The organism is Pelagicoccus mobilis (assembly GCF_016595505.1).
In the GTDB taxonomy this organism is placed as follows: Bacteria; Verrucomicrobiota; Verrucomicrobiia; order Opitutales; family Opitutaceae; genus Pelagicoccus; species Pelagicoccus mobilis.
The window spans coordinates 1-18,049 of the sequence record NZ_JAENIL010000007.1 but is presented as its reverse complement, the minus strand read 5'-3'; the positions used below and the strand labels follow the sequence as shown (position 1 = coordinate 18,049).

The 18,049-nt window shown below is 54.9% G+C and carries 16 protein-coding genes; 3 read left to right on the top strand and 13 right to left on the bottom strand.

Annotated elements, in window-relative coordinates:
* Nucleotides 1–15: 15 nt before the first annotated feature.
* From JIN87_RS04755 to JIN87_RS04735, 5 genes are all read right to left on the bottom strand, one after another.
* The gene (locus JIN87_RS04755) at nucleotides 16–399 is read right to left on the bottom strand and encodes a VOC family protein (RefSeq protein WP_200354383.1); all 384 of its coding nucleotides are present in this window, start codon (nucleotides 397–399) and stop codon (nucleotides 16–18) included.
* A gap of 12 nt (nucleotides 400–411) precedes the next feature.
* Nucleotides 412–1,056: an SGNH/GDSL hydrolase family protein gene (locus JIN87_RS04750; RefSeq protein WP_200354382.1), complete on the bottom strand. Its 645-nt coding sequence runs from the start codon at nucleotides 1,054–1,056 to the stop codon at nucleotides 412–414.
* A 2-nt stretch (nucleotides 1,057–1,058) separates the two neighbouring features.
* Entirely contained in the window at nucleotides 1,059–1,391 is a 333-nt protein-coding gene (locus JIN87_RS04745) for a low molecular weight protein tyrosine phosphatase family protein (protein ID WP_200354381.1), read from the bottom strand.
* 187 nt (nucleotides 1,392–1,578) lie between these two features.
* A complete protein-coding gene (locus JIN87_RS04740) occupies nucleotides 1,579–3,462 on the bottom strand; it encodes an ABC transporter ATP-binding protein (RefSeq protein ID WP_200354380.1) in 1,884 nt (627 codons plus the stop codon).
* 46 nt (nucleotides 3,463–3,508) lie between these two features.
* Nucleotides 3,509–5,374: an ABC transporter ATP-binding protein gene (locus JIN87_RS04735; protein WP_200354379.1), complete on the bottom strand. Its 1,866-nt coding sequence runs from the start codon at nucleotides 5,372–5,374 to the stop codon at nucleotides 3,509–3,511.
* Between the two features lie 381 nt (nucleotides 5,375–5,755).
* Here JIN87_RS04735 and gluQRS point away from each other — a divergent pair, with 381 nt between their 5' ends.
* Complete coding sequence (gene gluQRS, locus JIN87_RS04730; protein WP_200354378.1) at nucleotides 5,756–6,580, top strand: tRNA glutamyl-Q(34) synthetase GluQRS; 825 nt, start codon at nucleotides 5,756–5,758, stop codon at nucleotides 6,578–6,580.
* Between the two features lie 168 nt (nucleotides 6,581–6,748).
* On the opposite strand, the gene ybeY is transcribed toward gluQRS, so the two are convergent.
* The 4 genes from ybeY to JIN87_RS04710 all read right to left on the bottom strand — a co-directional run bounded on the left by ybeY (nucleotide 6,749) and on the right by JIN87_RS04710 (nucleotide 11,199).
* A complete protein-coding gene (ybeY, locus tag JIN87_RS04725; RefSeq protein WP_200354377.1) occupies nucleotides 6,749–7,228 on the bottom strand; it encodes an rRNA maturation RNase YbeY in 480 nt (159 codons plus the stop codon).
* Nucleotides 7,185–9,545, bottom strand: a complete 2,361-nt coding sequence (locus tag JIN87_RS04720; RefSeq protein ID WP_200354376.1) for an HD family phosphohydrolase — start codon at nucleotides 9,543–9,545, stop codon at nucleotides 7,185–7,187. Before JIN87_RS04720 ends, ybeY begins: the two co-directional genes overlap by 44 nt.
* A gap of 123 nt (nucleotides 9,546–9,668) precedes the next feature.
* Entirely contained in the window at nucleotides 9,669–10,631 is a 963-nt protein-coding gene (locus JIN87_RS04715; RefSeq protein WP_200354375.1) for a PhoH family protein, read from the bottom strand.
* Between the two features lie 76 nt (nucleotides 10,632–10,707).
* Entirely contained in the window at nucleotides 10,708–11,199 is a 492-nt protein-coding gene (locus JIN87_RS04710) for an HIT family protein (RefSeq protein ID WP_200354374.1), read from the bottom strand.
* A 248-nt stretch (nucleotides 11,200–11,447) separates the two neighbouring features.
* Here JIN87_RS04710 and JIN87_RS04705 point away from each other — a divergent pair, with 248 nt between their 5' ends.
* Both JIN87_RS04705 and JIN87_RS04700 read left to right on the top strand, forming a co-directional pair.
* Nucleotides 11,448–12,740 carry a 3-deoxy-D-manno-octulosonic acid transferase gene (locus JIN87_RS04705; protein ID WP_345780784.1) on the top strand — a complete coding sequence of 431 codons (1,293 nt, stop codon included), beginning with the start codon at nucleotides 11,448–11,450 and terminating at the stop codon, nucleotides 12,738–12,740.
* A 48-nt stretch (nucleotides 12,741–12,788) separates the two neighbouring features.
* Nucleotides 12,789–13,025, top strand: a complete 237-nt coding sequence (locus JIN87_RS04700; RefSeq protein WP_200354372.1) for a ferredoxin — start codon at nucleotides 12,789–12,791, stop codon at nucleotides 13,023–13,025.
* A 264-nt stretch (nucleotides 13,026–13,289) separates the two neighbouring features.
* Here the strand turns inward: JIN87_RS04700 and JIN87_RS04695 are convergent, their stop codons facing one another.
* The 4 genes from JIN87_RS04695 to JIN87_RS04680 all read right to left on the bottom strand — a co-directional run bounded on the left by JIN87_RS04695 (nucleotide 13,290) and on the right by JIN87_RS04680 (nucleotide 17,904).
* Nucleotides 13,290–14,066, bottom strand: a complete 777-nt coding sequence (locus JIN87_RS04695; RefSeq protein ID WP_200354371.1) for a class I SAM-dependent methyltransferase — start codon at nucleotides 14,064–14,066, stop codon at nucleotides 13,290–13,292.
* A gap of 45 nt (nucleotides 14,067–14,111) precedes the next feature.
* Nucleotides 14,112–15,587, bottom strand: coding sequence for a TrkH family potassium uptake protein (locus tag JIN87_RS04690; RefSeq protein WP_200354370.1), 1,476 nt, complete (start codon nucleotides 15,585–15,587; stop codon nucleotides 14,112–14,114).
* A 22-nt stretch (nucleotides 15,588–15,609) separates the two neighbouring features.
* On the bottom strand, nucleotides 15,610–16,971 hold the full coding sequence (gene trkA / locus JIN87_RS04685; protein ID WP_200354369.1) for a Trk system potassium transporter TrkA: 1,362 nt from the start codon (nucleotides 16,969–16,971) through the stop codon (nucleotides 15,610–15,612).
* A gap of 102 nt (nucleotides 16,972–17,073) precedes the next feature.
* On the bottom strand, nucleotides 17,074–17,904 hold the full coding sequence (locus JIN87_RS04680) for an HAD family hydrolase (RefSeq protein ID WP_200354368.1): 831 nt from the start codon (nucleotides 17,902–17,904) through the stop codon (nucleotides 17,074–17,076).
* Nucleotides 17,905–18,049: the final 145 nt, after the last annotated feature.

Here is an 18,049-nt window from a genome sequence, read left to right as displayed (position 1 = left end):
CCTGCGAGGTGGAATCTAGATCATTGGGGTCTTCCGGCAACAAAGCTGGATTGCGAGGCCCCAAGGGTCGCGAAGCATCACGAGACGATCGCCGGCAGGTGTCGTTTCGTCTACCACGAAGGTTGCCCCAGCTGCTTCGAGGCGAGATCGGTCCGCGTCAGCATTTTCGGATACGAACGCGAAGTGAAGTATCAGAGGATGCTGATCAGCGTAGTTGGGGATAGCCGCCTTGGGATTGTTGTAGATCTCGACCAGTGTGTTGCCACTTGAGTCTGATAGGAAATGGACCTCTGCAGGGCCGCCAACTTCGCGGGCGATTTTCATGTCGCAGTTCTTGATGTACCAAGCTGCTACTTCTTTGGGTTGAGCGACGTTAATTGCAATGTGTTCGATGCGCATGTTTAGGCGTATTTATAAACTGGAAAGGAAAGCTTGGGCGATGGCCATGTGACCGACAGTGCCAGGGTGGACGCGATCTTCTGCGATTTCGAGTGGGTCGAGGTGTTTCATAAGACGATCGAGGGCGATTTGAGAGTCTACGAGAGTCGCCTCGTATTCGCTAGCGAATGTGATGACATGTTGGCGGTATTCATCCATGCGAGCCCGCATCGGGTCAAGTGAGTCGGTATGCAAATAGTAGGGGGTGATGAGGAAAAGGCGTTTCACCTTAGGCCGTGTCAGTTCGAGTAGCTCGCGGTATGTGGATTCGAACTCGTCCGGTAGGACGTGGACGTGCGGACTGCGAGGGGAGTCGAACTGACGCCAAACATCGTTGATACCTATTTTTATTGAAAGCCAATCTGGCTGGAGATGGATGACATCGCGTTGCCAGCGTTGAGCAAGATCTCTGACAGTGTTGCCGCCGATGCCACGATTTAGTATCCGGACATTGGATTCGGGGTGTTGGTTTTGAATAAGTCCATTGAGGAGGTCGACGTAGCCGTTACCGAGGTTGGTGGGAATATCCCAAGGAGAGTCGGGTGTTCGGCGCTCGCGACCGCAGTCCGTTATCGAGTCACCGATGAAGAGGAGTTTTATGTTGTCCGGGATGGGCATGCCTAGGTGAGTAAAGGATCTGTTTTCGTTCGCAGGAGATTGATCAAATCAGGATCACCGAATTTGTAGTCGTCTGGAATGTCGAGCACGATCGGCTTCTTGAATTCGGTTTCTCGTGGAAACTCCGCTCGGAGGCGTTGGGCGTGCTTTCGCTCCATGACGAAGATTTGATCGGCCCATTGTAGGTCTTTGACCGATACGTGACGGACCGCTTTTTTGCTGGTTCCACGAGAGCGGGTGGCGTAGCCGGAGTATTTGCGGAAGACTGATTCCGCAGTAGGGCTACGCCACTGATTGCGTGAGCAGATGAAGAGGAGGTTAGTTTGATCCTGCACTGTTTGTTTCACCCACGAAGGGCACTAAGACGTACCAAGCTACTTCTAGAGCTTTTTCTTTTGGATAGACGCGGATAATCGCGTGACAAGCACGCTCCCACAAGGACTTGCTTCTTAAGAAATGCTACAGAACAAATGAAAAATGCTCTAATCTTCGTGAGACTTCGTGTTCTTCGTGGGCAGTATTCTATCCGGCTTCTTCGATGGCGAGGGTTTCGCCTTCGCGTCTGAACTGGTTGACGTAGAGCTCGTAGTAGTGGCCGCGGTTGGCGAGGAGCTCTTGGTGGGTACCTTGCTCTTCGATTTCACCCTTATTGATCACCAGGATCTGATCGGCGGATCGGATCGTTGAGAGTCGGTGGGCGATCACGAAACTGATTCGACCGTCGAAGACACGTTGCATGCCGTCCTGGATAAGCTTCTCGGTTTCGGTATCGATGGAGGAGGTCGCTTCGTCCATGATGAAGATCTGCGGATTCGCGATAAGCGCTCGGGCAAAGGAGATGAGTTGTCGCTCTCCGGTAGAGAGTCGTGCTCCCCCTTCGCCTATTGTGGTATCGTATCCGTTCTCCAACTTCATGATGAAATCATGGGCATTGACCAGTTGGGCTGCATCGCGAATTTCTTCGTCCGTAGCTTCCAAACGCCCGTAGCGGATATTCTCTTTAACAGATCCGTTGAAGAGGTGCGGTGTTTGCAGGACGATACCGAGTTGGCCTTGGAGCCACTCAAGCGAGCGTTGCCGGTAGTCGGTACCGTTGAGACGCACCTCGCCGGAATCCGGTTCGTAGAATCTGGAGACTAAGGACACGATCGTGCTTTTCCCTCCTCCGGATGGCCCAACGAGAGCGATGGTTTGGCCTCGCTTTACAGTGAGGTTGAAGCGCTTGAGGACTTGTTCCTTTTCGTTGTAGGAGAAGGTGACATCGGCGAACTGGATTTCGTTGATGTGGGTGGCGTATCCGTCGATGGCGAGTGTTGCGATTTGGGTTGATGGATCCTGCAACGGGGTCGCGGGCTGAAGCTCCGCGCTACGTTGGGCGATCTTTTGAAGGACTTCTGGGGAGTCTTTAATCTTCGGCTCGGTTGCGAGCAGACTCATGACGCGCTCTCCGGCGGCTTGGGCTCCTTGGATTTCCGCCAGGATCGTAGCGATCTGGTTGATCGGGTGAAAGAAGTTGCCGGCGTAGCTGATGAAGGCGACGAGTACACCGAGACTGATCGTTTCGTCGAGCACATCGAGGCCACCGTACCACAGGGCGAGTCCCGAGCCGACACTGCCGATCAACATAACGAGGGGCAGGTAGACGGCACTGAGAAAGGCGCGACGGACGGACGCGGAGTACATGTCCTCGGACATGCCTTCGAATTCGTTAAGGTTCTCGGTTTCGCGACCGAGTGTCTTGGTCGTTTTTACGCCGGCGATTCCCTCGTTATAGGATGCGGTTATCCGGGCGTTGTGTTTACGGATCAGCCGAGAGGTGAGCAGCATTCGCTTCTGAAAGTAGACGCTAATCGCGATGAGTGGCGGAAGGGTCGCGAGCACGATAAGGGCGAGTTTCCAATTGATGATCAGCATTGTGATCGTCATCGCGAACACGAAGAAAGAGCCCCACATCACGTCGAGAAAACCCCAGGCCATGATCCGTGAAAGGCGATCGCAGTCCGCGGTGAGTCGGGAGATGAGCCAACCGGTTGGCTGCTTGTCGTAGAACGCGAACTCGAGTTCCTGAAGGCGTTTGAAACAATCTCGTTTGATGTCGTAAGCGATATGGTGAGAGATACCGCCAGCGCAGCGGATGAACACATAGACGAGTGCGGCGAGAGTGACGGATAGTCCGAGAAACAGGAGGGCGGGAGGTATCAGGTCTTTGGCGACACCGCCGTTGTGAACGATATCCACGGCCATCATGGTGATGATCGGGTAGGCGGCATCGATTAGACTGAGTACGATGGCGCTTGCAGCAAGCGGTATGAGAAGTCGCTTGTGGTTGAGGGCGAATCTGAAGATTCGTCGCCAGAGATCGAAATTGATCTTTGATTGGAATTCTTCTTCGGGTGGGTTGGTCATTGGATGAGTTGGTTTTGTGCTGTGCGGCTCGCCCGGCGGTCGAGCCCTACCTTTGGGTTTCGGCGGCTAGGGTTTCTTCGAGTTTTGTTTGGATGTTCCAGAGGCGTTGGTAGAGACCGTCTTCTTCTGTCAGGGTTTTGTGGGTACCGAACTGAGTGATCCGGCCGCCTTCCAGGACGACGATTTTGTCCGCGTGGGCTAGGGTGGATAGCCTGTGGGCGATCACTATGGTCGTAGATTTCCCGCGGCGCGATTGTAGGGCTTGGATGATCGAAGACTCTGTTTCGTTGTCCACGGCGCTGAGGGCGTCGTCGAGGAGGAGGATTGGCGGGTTTCGCAAAAGCGCTCGAGAGATCGCGACGCGTTGACGCTGTCCACCGGATAGGGTGATGCCCTTTTCTCCGATCTCGGTTTCATAACCGTCGGTGAATGTTTGTATGGTATCGTGAATACAGGCCATGCGAGCCGCTTCCTCGATTTCGATTTGATTCGCTTGAGAGACACCGAACTGGATGTTGCTGCGAATGGAACGAGAGTAGAGGAATGGCTCTTGTAGAACGACACCGAACTGAGCTCGTAAGTAGGAACGATCGAGCGTTTTAATGTCATTTCCGTCGAGCTTGATGGTTCCGCTATCGCAGTCGTAGAAACGAAGCAGAAGGTGCATCAAGGTCGTCTTGCCCGAACCGGATGGTCCGAGGATTGCGAGTGTTTCTCCTGGAGATACGGAGAGACTGATGTCCTCGACTGTCTTGGAATCGGAGGAGTGCGAGAAGCTGACTTGATCGAGCTCTATGCTGCCTTGGGCCGCAGTGTCCGGTTTGCAGGAGATATCGTCGGTCTCGGTTTCAAACGGTTGGGTAAGGATCTCGTTGATACGCTTGAGGGCGACGGAAGTTTTTCCGAAATCGGTGAGGATGCGTCCGATCATGCGAACGGGCCAAAGCACCATGTTGATCAGCGCGAGGAATGCGAAAATCGTGCCCACCGATACGCTACCTTGGATCGCGAGGTAAGCGGAAGCGATGAGAGCGATACCGATCTGGGTAAGGCTGACGATGTCGGAGATCGACCAGAACCAAGACATTGTGTTGATCAGCTTGAGGGAGGTGTCTCGATACTCGCTGTTTGGCTTTTCGAACTTTTCGATTTCGTAGTCGTGTCGACCAAACGCTCGTACGACGCGGATTCCGGTGATGTTCTCCTGAACGAGCGAGGTGAGGCGGCCCTCCGCTTCGTCGACTTCGGTGAAGAGGTGTTTGACCTTCTTTATATAGAGGTAGCTGTAGAGAATGATGATCGGCAGGAGTCCCAGCGAGGCGATGGTGAGCCCGACATGCATTGAGAGCATGATTGGGAGCACGGTTAACACGAGGATCACGGAGCGACCGATTTCGACAACGTGAGCGGCGAGGAAGATACGGGTGGTTTCCACGTCCGAGGTACAACGTTGCACGAGATCCCCGGTCTGGGTGTCGTGGTCGAGGTAGCGATTGGTCAGGCGTTGAATGTGATCGTAGAGCTGATCTTTCATCCGCTTGCAGATGCCGTCTGATGCTTTGGCGGCGGCTAGCTTCTGGTAATAATTGAAGAGACCGCCGAGAGCAGCGAATATGACCATAGCGATCAGTGGGATCCAGAGACGCGTGGACACGAGCTCTTCGCCGCCGATCAGGTCCATGACGTAGCGGAGCAAAGGGCTTGAGTTTGCTGTTTTTCCTGCCTCGGGCTCGGTGAGCACGTAGTCGATGGTCGCGCTCCCGATGAGAGGGATTATGAACTGGAATGATGTGGAGATGAAGAGGGCAAGGGCTGCCCAGAGGTACATGCTCCGATAGCCGGCGATAAGCTGCCAGACTAGTTTGGGACCGGATAGGGTTTCACCGGCGTCGTTGTGTAGTTTGAGTGACATGTCCGCTTGGAGAGTTGGATTGAACGGTGATCGCGGTGGATCGACTTCAAAAGCGGGCAAAGAGAAAGGCCCGCTTTGCAGCGGGCCTTAAGGGATGGGAGGGAAATTGGTATCTAGCGGCCCGCTGGGAGTTTTTTGCGAGCCTTCTGAGAGAATTAAGTTCCTAGAAAAGCTCGTTCCTCATAGAGGATACTCGGTTGTGAATATATGCCGTGAGCTTCATAGTTCTTAATCAATCAGTTAGTCTGATAAGTTAAGTGTGGTGACTAAAGGGGGCAGAATTGATTCAGGCAAGAAAAAGTTTTGCTAAACTACAAATGTAGTGCCGGGGGTATGACAGGCTTGAGTGGGGAGTGGGGAGTGTTAAATGTGGATTTCTCGATGAACTCAGCAGCGAATTATGTGGGACGGGTGGCTCCGACACCGACTGGATATATGCATTTGGGACATGCCTGTACGTTTTTGCAGGCACAGAGGCGTGCGAAGGATGCGGGCGGGAAGTTGCTGCTTCGTATCGAGGATCTGGATCAAGCTCGTTGCAAATCGGATTTTGTCGATGCCCTGGAGGAGGATCTGGCTTGGGCGGGACTGAATTGGGAAGGGGAAGTGGTAAAACAGAGCGAGCGACTTGATTGGTTTCGCGAGGTTTTAGGACGTTTGAGGAAAGCAGGAGTGGTGTATCCTTGCTCTTGCTCGCGAAAGGATGTGGCGGAAGCAGTGAGAGCTCCGCATGTAGAAGGTGGGGAGTTGATTTATCCGGGGACGTGTCGGCAAAGAGAGGATGCGTTCCAGAGCGAGGCGGATGCTTTGGCGATCAATTGGAGGTTTCGAGTGCCGGATGGGGAAACGATTTGGTTTGTGGATGGCCGGATGGGTGAGCAATCGTTCGTGGCTGGAGTGGATTTCGGTGATTTTCTGGTTTGGAGAAAGGATGGCTTTCCATCGTACGAACTGGCTGTGGTGGCGGATGATGTCGCCCAGAAAGTGACCGAAGTCGTGCGTGGCGCGGACTTGTTAATGTCTACCGCGAGGCAGTTGCTTTTGTATGCGGCCTTGGGTGAAGTTGCTCCGGCGTTTTACCATTGTGCTCTGATTTTGGATACGGAAGGGCGTCGCTTGGCTAAGCGAGCAGGGGCTCTAGGGCTGAGGGAAATGCGTGCCGCGGGAGTGTTGCCCGAGGAGTTGGAGGGGATGGGGCGGAGATAAGGGCACTGGGGGATCCTGCATCGGAGATGGCCATTGGGGACAATGGCCGCTACCTTGATCCTGCACTGGAAAGGGATGTCGGTGACCTGCTTGTTGCGGCAATGTCGGAGCATTGCCCTCCTTTGGGCGTTAGCGCGAGGAACTGAGTCGCTCGGATGCGGACGAGGCCTACCTTTTGAGTTCGAAGGTAGGGAGGACTTTGGCGTTTCGAGCGATTTCTAGGGCTTGTTGCTCGGCTGTGCGCATTTGTGCTCGATCGTCGTCTTGGATGTCGTCGAAGCCGCAGAGGTGCAGGTATCCGTGGATGACATACAGGGCGAGTTCGTCTGAAAATTCGAGACCCTCTTTGTCTGCGTACTCTTGGGCGACTTGAGGGCAGACGCAAATCTCGCCGGCGAGGTCGAAATCGGGATCGCCGGGGAAAGTGATGACGTCCGTCGGAGTCGGGTCGCTCATGAACTCGTCGTGCAGACGAGCGATTTCCTCTTTGTCTACGAATGCGAGGGAGAGTTCGCCAGCTGGGGCATCGAAAGCTCCGGCTTTGTCGAGGGTGAGGATGAGTTGCTCGATGTCATCCTCTTCGTAGAAGAGGTTTGGGCAGAGGTTATTTGCTTGGATTCGCTTCGGCTCTTTCGGTCTTTCGTTCATCCTTTTTACGGGCAGGCTTTTCAATCGGTTTTTGGCCGGGGTAGGCAATGCGGGTATGCAAGGAGTTGAGAAGAGAGAAAATGAAGGATTCTCGGACCTTGGCGACTTCGGCGATGGTGATAGGGCAATCGCTGAGCTGCCCGTCGTCGATATTGGAAGCGAAAATGCGGTCGACGAGTTCTTCGACGTTTTGCGGCGTGACTTTCGCGAGAGAGCGTGAGGCGGCTTCGACTGAGTCGGCGAGCAGGATGACAGCGGATTCCTTGAACTGCGGCTTGGGGCCGTCGTAGCGGTAGGTCGATTCCTGGACGTGGCTGGGTTCGTCGGCTTGCTGCTTGGCTTTGTGGAAGAAGAAGCGGATGAGATTTGTGCCGTGGTGTTGGCGAATCACATCGATAATCGGGCGCGGCAGTTTGTAGGTTAGGCCGAGGTCTACGCCTTCTTTGACGTGGGATTTGATGATGAGCGCCGAGAAGGAAGGCGTCTTTTCGTCGTGCGGATTGTAGCCGTCGAGTTGGTTCTCTGTGAAGTATTCCGGTTTTACGAGTTTGCCGATGTCGTGGAACATGCAGGATACGCGAGCAAGCAAGCCGTTGGCTCCGATGACGTTACATGCGTTTTCGGCGAGGTTGGCGACCATGAGGGAGTGATGCCAGGTGCCGGGCGCCTCGAGTTGCATGCGACGGAGGACGGGGTGATTGTAGTCGGAGAGCTCGAGTAGGGTAATGTCGGTGGTGCGCTTGAAGAGTCCTTCGAGGATTGGGAGGACGCCGACGACGACAACTCCAGCGATCAATCCGGTGGCTAGGCCTCCTGTCATTTGGTAAATGATTGTAGACCAGGGGATCCCGTCTGCCCGGTTGAAGAGCAGGGTGAAGACCGCGACGCTGACGCCTGCTGCGAAACCGGCGGTGACGACGCGCCCGCGTTTGCGGAGGTTTCGAGAAAAGTAGATGCCGACGGTTGCGGCGAGGAAGGACATGACCAGCAGGTCGAGTCGGTTGCCGAACATGACCGCGGTGAAGAGGCTGATCATCAGGGCGACTAGCAAGGCCGGGCCTGTGCCGAGGAGGATGGCAACCAGCATGGGGGCCAAAATGGTGGGCGTGATGTAGGGGATGATGGCGGAGAGCTGGCTATCGTAGAGGAAGGCCTCGACATTCGCGAGTTCGAAGCAGGTGCGGACGAGCAGCAGATTGGTGATGACTAGGAGGGCGAGCAGGGCGAGTCGGCCATTGCTGCGGAAGGTATTTCTGTGCTCGAGGCGGATATAGAAGGTGGCGGCGAAGACCATGGCCAGAACCAGCAGCATTCTGCCGAAGAGTTGCTGATCTACGGTACTGACGTCGCGATCCGCGATATGGCGTTGGTAGGCGAGGAGTTGTTCGTGTTGCTCCTGAGTGACTGCCTGGCCGGGCTCGATGATGGACTCTCCTTCTTGTACGTGCTCGATTACGGGCTTGAAGGTGTTTAGGAGCTCTTGGCGGAGCGTTTCCATTTCTGGGGCGCTCTTCTTGAGATTTGGCTTGAGGGCGTCGCGGAAGATGCGGATGGCGGCTTCGGCGGTTTCGGGCGCAACGTTGGAGGCGCTTATGTTGATGCGGACGGAGCGGAGTGCGTCCTCGATGGACTCGACCCGTTTTTGGCCGATCTTGTTCTCCTGGTTCGCGATGTGGAAGATGGCGACGGCTCCTTGTCCGAAGGTGAAGGTGGGGTCGTCCTCGTCGTAGATTCCGAGTTTGAAGCTTTCTTTGATGCTGATCAGGCCGGTGTTGACGAGCTCGTTGATGGTATCGAGATCGGCGGTGGAGAGGATAGTGGTGATGCTCTCGGGGGAGACGCGGTAGTTGCCCTTGGCGTTGAAGTCGCTGGTGAAGCTATCGATGCGGCGTTGAGCCTGGGCGGCGGAGAGGTCTTCCTCGATTCCCTTGAAGTCCTCCATGTCCTTGATCAGCTCGCGGGCGTGCTGTTCGAAGGTGTCGTAGGGTTCCATGTCGATTTTGTAGACATGGGGGGCGGCTTCCAGGAGTTGCTGGCGTTTGCGCTCGGTTTGGATCTCGGAGCGGTATGAGAAGGCTTCGGCCGCTACGATGCGGATGGATGGGATCTGATTTGGTAGGATCTGGAATCCGCTTGGTTTGATCCCGACAAAGCTGGTGATGACGATGAGGGCAACGGTCGTCAGAAAGACCAAAGCACCTACCAACGAGCTTTCCTCGAGGTATTTGGGCAAGGTCGAAGGCGTTTCCGTGCGACGTTTCCGTTTTTTGGGAAAGGTCTTTTGGAACCACGCCTTTATCTGCTCGGATACAGGCATATCAGGAGAGACTCTCTGTGGATCAAATGATTCAATTTAGGACACGTGTTTCTTGCGCTTTGTTTAGTGAAGGTTGGCTGAACTGTCCGTAATCGTATCGGCTGCAAGCCTCTTTTTTGGAGGTCAATGATGGGTGTCGCGGTAGCGGTCGTAGGCTTGGATGATTTTTTGCACCAGGTGGTGGCGTACCACGTCGGTGTCTTCGAAGAAGTGGAAGTTTATGCCTTTCAGGTTCTTAAGGATGTTTTTGACTTCGAGGAGACCGGAGGAGCGGGACTTGGGGATATCGACTTGAGTGAGGTCGCCGGTGATGACCATGCGGCTTCCTTCCCCTAGTCGGGTGAGGAACATCATCATTTGTTCTGAGGTAGTATTTTGGGCTTCGTCAAGGATGACAAAGGAATTACTTAAGGTGCGGCCACGCATGTAGGCGAGGGGGGCAATCTCTATGACTCCGCGTTCGGTGAGCTTTTCTACGTCGGAGGGGCTGAGCATGTCTCCGAGGGCGTCGTAGAGGGGGCGAAGGTAGGGCAGAATCTTCTCCTGCAGGTCGCCTGGAAGGAATCCGAGGGTTTCGCCAGCTTCGACGGCGGGACGGCTGAGGATGATGCGTTCGACTTTGCCTTCCAGTAGAAGGGAGACGGCCGCGGCCATGGCGAGGTAGGTCTTGCCTGTTCCGGCAGGGCCGATGCCGAAGACGATGTCGTGGTCGAATATCGAGCGAAGGTAGCGTTTTTGACCTAAGGTCTTGGGAACAATGCTTTTACGCTTCGTCTTTATGACGGATCCCCGTTCGAAGAGGGACGCGAGCTCTTCTTTTTGCCCAGCTGCGACGCCTTCGACTGTCTTTTGGAAGTCTCCGTCTTTGATGGCGAGGCCTTGTTCGCGGCCCTCTTGAAGGAGAGAAAACACGTCGGCGACAGAATCGATGATCTCTTCTTCGTCAGCGTCGATTTGAACCCAGTTGTCTCGGGCGACGACTTTTGCGGAAAAGGTTTTTTCGAGCAGTTCGAGGTTTTCCTCGTGGCTGCAGTAGAGCTCGCTGAGTTGGCGAGGGCTCTGGAAATGGATCTTACGGGAGGGCATTGGGTAAGAGTTTGGAGTAGCGAGTGTGAAGTTGTGAGTTTTTGATCAGGTACGTGTGGCGAAGCTAAATCACCATCTACCATTCACTCCTTAACACTTCCTTCAGGTGGTCCCACATGGCTTCGAGGGACTGGGGGAGGACGCGGGTGGAACCGAGAACAGGCATGAAGTTGGTATCTCCGCTCCAGCGAGGTACTACGTGCTGGTGCAGGTGTTTGGGAACGCCCGCTCCAGCGGCTTCGCCAAGATTGATGCCGATGTTGAAGCCGTTGGGATTCAATGCTTTGGCGAGGAGTTGTTTGGCTTTTAGGGTCGTTTTAGTGAAGCAAAGCAGTTCCTCGTCGCTAAGGTCTTCAAGGTCAGGAACTTCTCGATAGGGGAGAATGAGGAGGTGGCCCGCGTTGTAGGGGTAGCGGTTCATCAAGATGAAGCTATGCTGCTCGCGAGAAAGAACCAGGGTAGCCCGGTCGTCGTCCATTTTCGGCAAATCGACAAAGGGGTGCCGTTCAGCAGGCGTTTTTTCCTGCTTCACGTACTCCATTCTCCAGTATGCGTGAAGGTGATCCATATTTTGAAAGGCGGAGCATAGGTCGGGCCAACGGCTTGTCAATGAGGGGGTAAGGGGAAAGGAGAGCCGACGGTGGGGTTGTACAAGGTAGGGCTCGACGGCCCGGCGAGACGCAGGGGGCTTGATCCTGCAATGCGGTCCGCCACTCCTTCGCCAGAGGCTACGGCGGCGCGCGGCCAGCGGGCGGACCCTACCTTTGCGCATGGAGCAGGCTTGCTTTGGGGGAAAAGAGTTGGTTTTGAAGGCGGGTGTTTATCTGGATCTATAGAGTCCTCTTTTTACCGCTGTGGTTGCTGACGCTGCCGAGCTATGTGCTGCACATGCGCAAGCGAGGTGGTTACCGAGAACGTTTTGGAACTCGTTTCGGAAAAGGCATGAACGTGCCTGAAAAGAAAAAGGGAGTGCGAAGAATCTGGATACAGGCGGTGAGTCTAGGCGAAATGCTTGCGATCGAGCCATTGTTGAAAGCTCTCTCGGAAGAGGAGAGTATCGAGATTTATCTTACGGTCACAACGAGCACAGGGTATGCTCTGGCTAAGGAAAAGTATGCTGACTTAGCGGTTGGAATTTCCTACTTTCCGGTCGATTTCTATTTTTTCAGTAAGTGCGTGTGGGATCAGATTTCCCCTGATGTTGCCATTTGCGCTGAGACTGAGCTCTGGCCTGAGCATATACGGCAAGCTCGGAATCATGGAACGCCGTTTGTTTTGGTGAATGGGCGTCTGTCTGATCGCTCTTTGCGTAGGGCCAGCAAAATCAAGGGAGTCTTTCGTAGTATGCTCGTGGATACTACCTGCGTTTATGCCTGCTCTGAGATGGATCGAGAGCGTTTTATCGCCCTAGGGGCGGCTGCGGAAAGAGTGAAGACGACGGGGAATATCAAGGTGGATGTGATGATCGAGCCGATCCTTGATGTCGCGACACGATCTACGATGCGTGGAGAATTGGAGCTGGGCGATGGTTTTGTTTTGCTTGGATCTTCAACTTGGCCGGGTGAGGAGGAGATGTTGATCAAGGCCTATCGCGCTATCCGTGAGAAGGATGCATCGGCGAAGCTGCTTATCGTGCCGCGGCACGCGGAACGTCGTCATGAGATCGAGGCGATGCTGAAGGTGGCAGCAGAGGATTTACGTTGGCATTTCAAGAGTCGTGGAGCTCCGGAGCGTGAGATCGATATCCTGATTGCGGATACGCATGGAGAGCTGAGGGCGTTGACGCAGCTCGCGGACTTGGCCTTTGTCGGGAAGTCGCTCGCGCCGCACACCGAGGGCCAGACCCCGGTCGAATGCGGAGTTCTCGGCAAGGCGATGGTTTTTGGTACGGGAATGTCGAATTTCCGCAGTATTCGGGAAGGTTTGATTCAACACGGCGCGGCTCGAGAGGTCTCCACGGAGGAGGAGGCTGTTGAGGCTTTGTTGGAATTGAGTCAGGATTCCGAAGCGCGTTCGAGGATGGGTGAGGGAGGTCGTGCTTGGCACTCAGCCAGTCGTGGGGCGGTTGCCCGCACGGTTGAGGGGGTGATGAGCTGGCTTGATCGCTAGGCGTTCGCCTCTTGACAGAGGGGGGCAGATTTCGATTTATACGCAATTATGGCAGACAAATCCGAAAAGTGGTCAGACAACGCAGCCGGAAAGTTTTACGTAGACGAGCAGTGCATCGACTGTGACCTTTGCCGTGAAACAGCCCCAGATTTCTTCACTCGCAACGACGACGAAGCTTACTCGTTCGTGTTCAAGCAGCCAGAAGACCAAGCAGGTATCGACCTTTGCATGGAAGCTCTCGAAGGCTGCCCGGTCGAAGCGATCGGCGACGATGGCGAAGAATAGTCCGTTCCGCTTCAAGCAACATCGATTTTCGAAACGCGTCTCCCGAGGGAGTCGCGTTTTTTTGTGCCCGAGTCCTCGTTCGCCCGCGGAGCGGCCGAACCACCTTTTTGGGGGGATCTGCTCGAGAGGCGCTAATTCCCAGGCCTAGCGTCGTTCTTCTTTTGAATAGGCGTATTCATCCTAAGATCGGAAGGTAGGGCGGCCTCGCCGTAGAGCCTTGATCCTGCATCGCGGCTGACTGGGCCAGTCAGCCCTACCCCGCGCCTATTCATAAGAGAAATGCTCGAGGTGTCCGATGTAGAGGGTGGTCTGATATTCGAAGCTGACGGATCCGTTTTCGGCGTTGCGGTCGAAGATTTCGCGTAATCCTTCGAAGAAACTGTCGTGACCAGCAGTGCCCTCCGCTGGAACGTAGGAGCTGGATTGGCAGCGGCCGCTTAGGCCCTCGTAGTCGAAGAGCTGCTGGTTAGGGAAACGGACTATTTCGATAGGGTTTGGTTGGAAAAAGCTCTCGATGTCCTCGTCGGTGATATTGGAGTGATTCACCGTTTGATAATCGGTGGCTCGAGTTTGGAGTAGTGCTTCGTACTCTCGGAGAAATGGAGATGAATCGGTGAGGCGTTCATTCCAAATCAAGGCGAGTTGGCCGCCCGGCTTCAGGATGCGGACAAACTCCATTTTCGTCGGCTCGAGCTCGAACCAGTGAAATGACTGAGCGGCTACTATGAGATCAACTGAACTGTCAGGTAATTGGGTCGCGTCCGAGCGGCCGTTCACGCTGCGGAAGTTCGGATAGCGAGAGAGCTGTTGCTCAGCTGCTTCTCTCATCGGGGTGTTGGGTTCCACACCGAAGACGGTGTGCCCTCGCTCCAGCAATAGTTGGGTCGATATGCCGGTCCCAGAACCGATGTCGGCAATCGTAATGGGTTTACCATTACACGTGATCTTTTCTAGGGAGTCGAGAGTGTCGGAGGGGTAGCTGGGGCGGTATTTGATGTAGCTTTCGACTCGGTCGGAGAATCGCTTTGTGCTGTCGGACATTTGAGTTGGGGTTGGCTCGGTCCGCCCGGCGGTCGGACCCTACCTTTACGAGAACCGCTTCCAGAGGGAAGGGGCGAAGAGGGCGAGGATGGCGTACAGCTCGAGGCGGCCCATAACCATCAGCAGGGACAAAAAGAGTTTCGTATGCGAGTGTAGGAAACCGAAGTTTTCGGATGGGCCTACTTCGGCGATGCCAGGGCCGACGTTGAAGAGTGTCGCGTAGACGACAGAGAGGCAGGTGTCTACCTCGTGGGTGGTTTCGAAAATGGAGACCAAGATGATTGACCCGCAAATGACGCTTCCGATGAGCACGAGATAGGCGGTCACTTCGTTGACCGCTTGTTGGCTAAGCGTGTTTCCGTTGAGTCGGATTTGGCGAACGACGCGGGTACGAAACGAGCGCTCGACGCTCACGAAGGTGAGGCGGACTGCGATCACCAGCCGCGAGATTTTAATGCCACCAGCGGTTGACCCAGAGCAGCCTCCGATCACCATCAGGAGGAGCAGCATCATTTGAGGCAAGGCGCTCCAGACGGCGAAGTCTTCTGTCGAGAACCCGGTGGTGGTCATGATCGAGACCACCTGGAAGGTGCCGGAACGGAAGGCGTGTTCAGCATCCCAGGCAGTACCATCGAGCATGAGATAGAGGCTAACCATCACGGAGGAAACGACCATGATGATGATGTAGGCTACAAACTCGGTATTCCGCTTTGCGAAGCGCACTTTGCCCATGACGAGGCGGAGAAGTAGCAGGAAGTTCAGTCCGGCAAGCATCATGAAGATGATGGCGATCCACTCGATGGTGGGATTTTCGAATGCGGCAAAACTGTCGGTACGGGTACTGAATCCTGCGGTGGAAACCGTGGTGAAGGTGTGGTTGATCGCGTCGAACCAGTTCATGCCTGCACCCCAGTAGGACAGGCAGCACGCGATGGATAATCCAAGGTACACCCATACAAGTCGCGCCACCGTAGATTGGATACGGCTTTCCTCGAACTCGGAAACGGTGCCGGAAGCTTCGTTCGCGTAGAGCATTTTTGCTCCGACTCCAATGAAGCCCAATACTGCCACGAAGAATACAACGACTCCCATCCCGCCGATCCATTGGCTCAAACAGCGCCAGAACATGAGGCTTGGTGGGAATGTCTCAAGGTTTGTGAAAACGGAAGCACCTGTTGTGGTGAGCCCTGATGTACTCTCGAATATCGCATCTGCTAAGGTCGCGTATTCGAGAATCATTACATAAGGCATGGAGCCGATCAGACTCGCGAGAATCCAAGCGAGTCCAATTGTGCAAAGGGCTTCCTTGCGAAAGAACTTCTTGGAGTGAGTTCGACCTATCCAAAAGAAGAGTATCGCTCCGAAGATGGATACACCGATGGTGGTATAGTAGGCGAGAGTTGTGGTGCCGACGACTTCCTCTGAATCGAGCCCGTACGCGACGCCAAGACAGATCATAAATGCGATCGTGAGAATGAGCATCACGATGCCGATCAGTTTGGATACGAGTGGGAAGTTCATTGTGAAGGGGTCGTTCCGATCGCTACTTCGTGAGCTTTAGCAGCTCTTTGATCCGATTTTTGCAAATGATAGCGATGATCGAATCTCCGGCTTGCAAGACGTCGTCGCCTGTCGGCGTCTTGGGCATGTAATTGTGCTCGTGACCTACGAGTACACACTCGTCTGGCCATTCGATATCGCGTATCCGCTTGTTTACTACAGCGGATTTTTCGGCGATATCGAGCTCGATGATGTAGTTGTTGTCGAGCTCTTGGTGCTCGTGATCTTCTAGTTCGATAAATGGTTTTTTGCCGATGTAGCGAAGCACTTCATTCGTAGCGGCGACACGTGGAGAAACGGCGAGTTCGATTCCGAGGTTGTCGTTTAGTTTCTCCAGAATCTCGATGTAGTCGGCTCGATTGATGGCAAGCATGCTGTGCTTGGCTCCCAGCTTGAAAGCCTGGAGACAAGTCATGATGTTGTCCTCGTCATCCTTGCGGCAGGCGACGAAGAAGTCGGAGTGACCCACTTCCTCTTCCTCGAGAACGCGGAGGGAAGTGCCGTCGCCGTGAATCATGGTCACGCTCGGAAGGCGTTCTGCCAAGGTGTGGCAGAGTTTGAGGTCCTTTTCGATGATACGGATCTTGAAACGCGGATTTGAAAGTAGGCGAGCGAGAGAGATTGCGATTTCGGATCCGCTCAGGATCGTAACTGTGATCTTGGCAGAGCCTTTCGACTTGGGGTCGAAAAGGGCCTTGGTTTCGAAAAGGGAGTCTGGATGACCGAAAACTGTTACCTGATCTCCGACTGAGAGGGTTGTGTTGGCGTTGGCGACAATGTTCTCCTCTCCCCGCTGGATGAGGCCGATGCGGATGTTTCCGGGGAGGCGAAGGTCTTTGAGCGGAGTGTTGCAGACTTTGGCCCCGGGTTGGATTTCGATGGATTTTACCTCGATTTGTCCGCGTCCGAAATCCTCGACAGCGACCCGTCCGGGGTTGCGGATTCGCTTGGCGAGTTCGACCGCGGCAAGGGCTTCCGGGTTGACCAGGTGGTCGATTCCGAAGTGACGCTGGTGGTTGATGAGGGAATTGTCCCGGTAGGTGGCGTCGTGGGCGCGGGCGAAGGTTTTCGTCGCTCCGAGAGCTTTGGCGAGTGAAGCGGAAACGAGGTTCGTTTCGTCGGACGAGGTCATCGCAAGGAAGAAGTCGCATTTGCTCGCCCCCGCCTTGAGCAGTGTGCCCGCAGAGGCTCCATTGCCTTTAACTACGCGGACATCAACGGTTTCCGAGAGCGTGTTTGCGAGCGTGTCGTCGCGTTCGATCACCGTCACGTCGTGGTCGTCGACGCTTAGGGTTTCGCTCAAATGGGTGCCGACTTCGCCAGCTCCAACGATAACGATTTTCATCGGAGAGAGCGTTTAGGGGATCGGGCGGAGCTCGGCAAGAACAGGTTTAGGGTGACAGTTGCTAGGCGTGAGAGTGGCCGTTGGGGACAACTGCTGCTACCTTTAACTAGAGAAGTGGGCCTTCATCGCTTCGATGGCGCGGGCGAAGGAGGTTTCTGGAGGGCCATCGGGGGATGAAAGGGTGGCAGCGGCTTTGACGTTTGGATTCGCGCGATCCATAGCTGTTGAGAAGCCGGAGTACTCGAACATCGGAATGTCGTTGTTGGCGTCGCCGAAGGTGGCCAGCTCCTCTGGCTTGATGCCTAGCTTGGCCATGAGCGGGGCAAGGCCGGAGGCCTTGCTGGTGGTCGGGTCCGCTTGCTCGAAGATATTCGGCAGGCTACGGACGGTGTAGAGATGGCTGTTTTTGAGGAACGGATGCTCCTGGATCTCGTCGAGACGTTCAACTGATTCGAAGTAGGAGACTTTGAAAACAGGTTGGGAAAGGACTTCCTCTTTTGTGGATCGGGTCGATTCGAGGCCCGCTAGATCGTTGTAGTAGTCGATCCACTTGCCGGTGCTGAGAGTATGGATGCCGCTAGCAGTGTAGACGACGATGGAGAGTCCGTGTTCGAGACCGAAGTCGATAGCCTTAGCCGCGTCCTCCGTGGGCATATGGGTCTCGTGGATGGTTTGCGTGTCATCTACGTCTGATGCGTAGGCTCCCTGTGCTGAAACCATGTAGCGAACCTGAGGGAGAGAGCGGGCGTAGGGGAGCATGCTCACGTAGTGTCGCCCAGAGGCCAGGATGATTTCGACTCCTGCCTCGTGAAGTTCCTCCAGTGCGGCTCGGTTTCCCTCGCTGATTGAATAGTCAGGCGAGAGGAGGGTTCCGTCGAGATCGATGGCGACTGCCTTGATTGGATGAAAGGGGGACCGCTCGTTACTGCTCATGGCACAGGAAGAACATGCGATCGTGGCGACAGAGCGAGGAAAATGTTGTTACGAGTTAGAGTGGACGGGGCACCGCGGAATGCGCTGAGTGCACGGAATGAACTGCTAGGGTGGTGTCGTGTATGTAAGGTAGCGCGGTGCTTTA